This window comes from Pseudoxanthomonas sp. LjRoot204_2, from assembly GCF_056175765.1.
Map to the genome: position 1 here is coordinate 1 of NZ_JBGFFG010000523.1, position 2,058 is coordinate 2,058.

3 protein-coding genes are annotated in these 2,058 nt (G+C 66.1%); all 3 read right to left on the minus strand.

The features are described 5' to 3' along the window. The coding region (locus tag AC04L7_RS17430) for a flagellin N-terminal helical domain-containing protein (RefSeq protein ID WP_475513535.1) at nt 1-453 on the minus strand (453 nt) is incomplete at its 3' end. A 174-nt stretch (nt 454-627) separates the two neighbouring features. Beyond that, nucleotides 628-1,776 carry a flagellin gene (locus AC04L7_RS17435; RefSeq protein WP_299343753.1) on the minus strand — a complete coding sequence of 383 codons (1,149 nt, stop codon included), beginning with the start codon at nt 1,774-1,776 and terminating at the stop codon, nt 628-630. A gap of 186 nt (nt 1,777-1,962) precedes the next feature. Next, nucleotides 1,963-2,058 (minus strand): flagellin (locus tag AC04L7_RS17440; protein ID WP_475513536.1); only part of this gene is annotated, 96 nt, incomplete at its 5' end.

Here is a 2,058-nt window from a genome sequence, read left to right on the forward strand (position 1 = left end):
ACCTGGAACCTGGAACAGCTGGCTGGAGAACGAACCGTCCAGCAGSTTGGTGCCGTTGAACTCCGACTGCTTGGCCACGCGATCGATCTCGGCGGTCAGCTGCTTGACCTCGGCGTTCAGCGCGGCGCGGTCGGAGGAGGAATTGGTCGCGTTGGACGACTGCACGGCCAGTTCGCGGATGCGTTGCAGGTTGTTGCCGATCTCGGTCAGCGAGCCTTCGGCGACCTGCGCCAGCGAGATGCCATCGTTGGCATTGCGCACGGCGACATCGAGGCCCCGGATCTGGGTGCTGAAGCGTTCGGAGATCGCCAGGCCGGCCGCGTCGTCCTTCGCACTGTTGATGCGCAGGCCGGACGAGAGACGCTGGATGGTGGTGGCGAGAGAGGCGCCGCTGGTGCTCAGGTTGCGCTGGGCGTTCAACGACATCGTGTTGGTGTTGATGACCTGTGCCATGGCGCGGACCTRTGGAAAAGAAGAAAGGGGTTACAACAGAGAAGGAATGCCCGGCGCCCGCCACCAGACCGGTGTGGGGCGGAGAGGTGGCGGGGCCACCTCTCCCGGCGCGAAACGGAGGGAGACGAATCCTTCCGGGGTGCCTGCGCCAGGCAACGATTCCCGTGAAGCGGTTTAGCGGAGCAGGGACATCACGTTCTGGGGCACTTGGTTGGCCTGGGCGAGCATGGCCGTACCGGCCTGCTGCAGGATCTGGGTGCGGGTCAGTTCGGCGGTTTCCTTGGCGAAGTCGGTATCGCGGATGCGGCTGCGCGAGGCGGCCAGGTTTTCCGAGCTGGTCTGCAGGTTGGCGACCACCGAGGTGAAGCGGTTCTGCACCGCACCCAGGTCGGCGCGGGCGCCGTTGACCGAGGTCAGCGCGGAATCGACGATTTCCAGCGCCTTCTGTGCGCCTTCCACCGAGGTGATGTCGAGATCCTTGACGAACGAGGCCGTGGCGGTCGCTGCGGCGGTGGTCGTAGCGGCCGTCAGGCCCGACCCGGTCACCGTGCCACCCACCACCAGGTCCTTGCCGGCCTTCACCGAGTTCAGGGTCACCTGGTCGGCGGTCACCGACGCGTACACGCCGGTCTCACCCATTTTCGCGTTGATCGCGGTCGCCAGCGTCTTGGCGATGTCGTCGCCGCTGGTGCCGTTGGTGTAAGCGACGGTGTCGATCGCGATCGCGTTGATCGTCAGGCCGGCAATGCTGCCGTCCGCGCCTGCGTCGGCGATCGCCGTGCCGGTGACGTCGGCGGCGAACTTGATGTTGCCCAGCGACTGCGAGCGCGCGTCGACCACCTTGTCGATGGCGATGGCCTGGCCGGCGTTGGCACCGACCTGGAACAGCTGGCTGGAGAACGAACCGTCCAGCAGCTTGGTGCCGTTGAACTCGGACTGCTTGGCGACGCGGTCGATTTCCGACGCCAGCTGCTTCACTTCGGCGTTCAGCGCGGCGCGGTCGGAGGAGGAATTGGTCGCGTTGGCCGACTGCACCGACAGCTCACGGATGCGCTGCAGGTTGTTGCCGATCTCGGTCAGCGAGCCTTCGGCGACCTGGGCCAGCGAGATGCCGTCGTTGGCATTGCGCACGGCGACATCGAGGCCGCGGATCTGCGTGCTGAAACGCTCGGAGATGGCCAGGCCGGCCGCGTCGTCCTTCGCGCTGTTGATGCGCAGGCCGGAAGACAGGCGCTGGATGGTGGTGGCGAGCGAAGCGCCGCTGGTGCTCAGGTTGCGCTGAGCATTCAACGACATCGTGTTGGTGTTGATGACCTGTGCCATGACGGAGTCCTGGAAAAAGGGAGAGTGAAGCGGGGTACGCGGAGCAGAAGCGGGGAGGAATGCCCGGCGCCCGCCACCAAGCCGGTGGAGGGCGGACGGATGGCGGGGCCATCCATCCCGGCGCGAAACGGAGGGAGACGAATCCTTCCGGGACGCCTGCGCCAGGCGACGATTCCTGTGAAGCGGTTAGCGGAGCAGGGACATCACGTTCTGGGGCACCTGGTTGGCCTGGGCCAGCATGGCCGTACCGGCCTGCTGCAGGATCTGGGTGCGGGTCAGTTC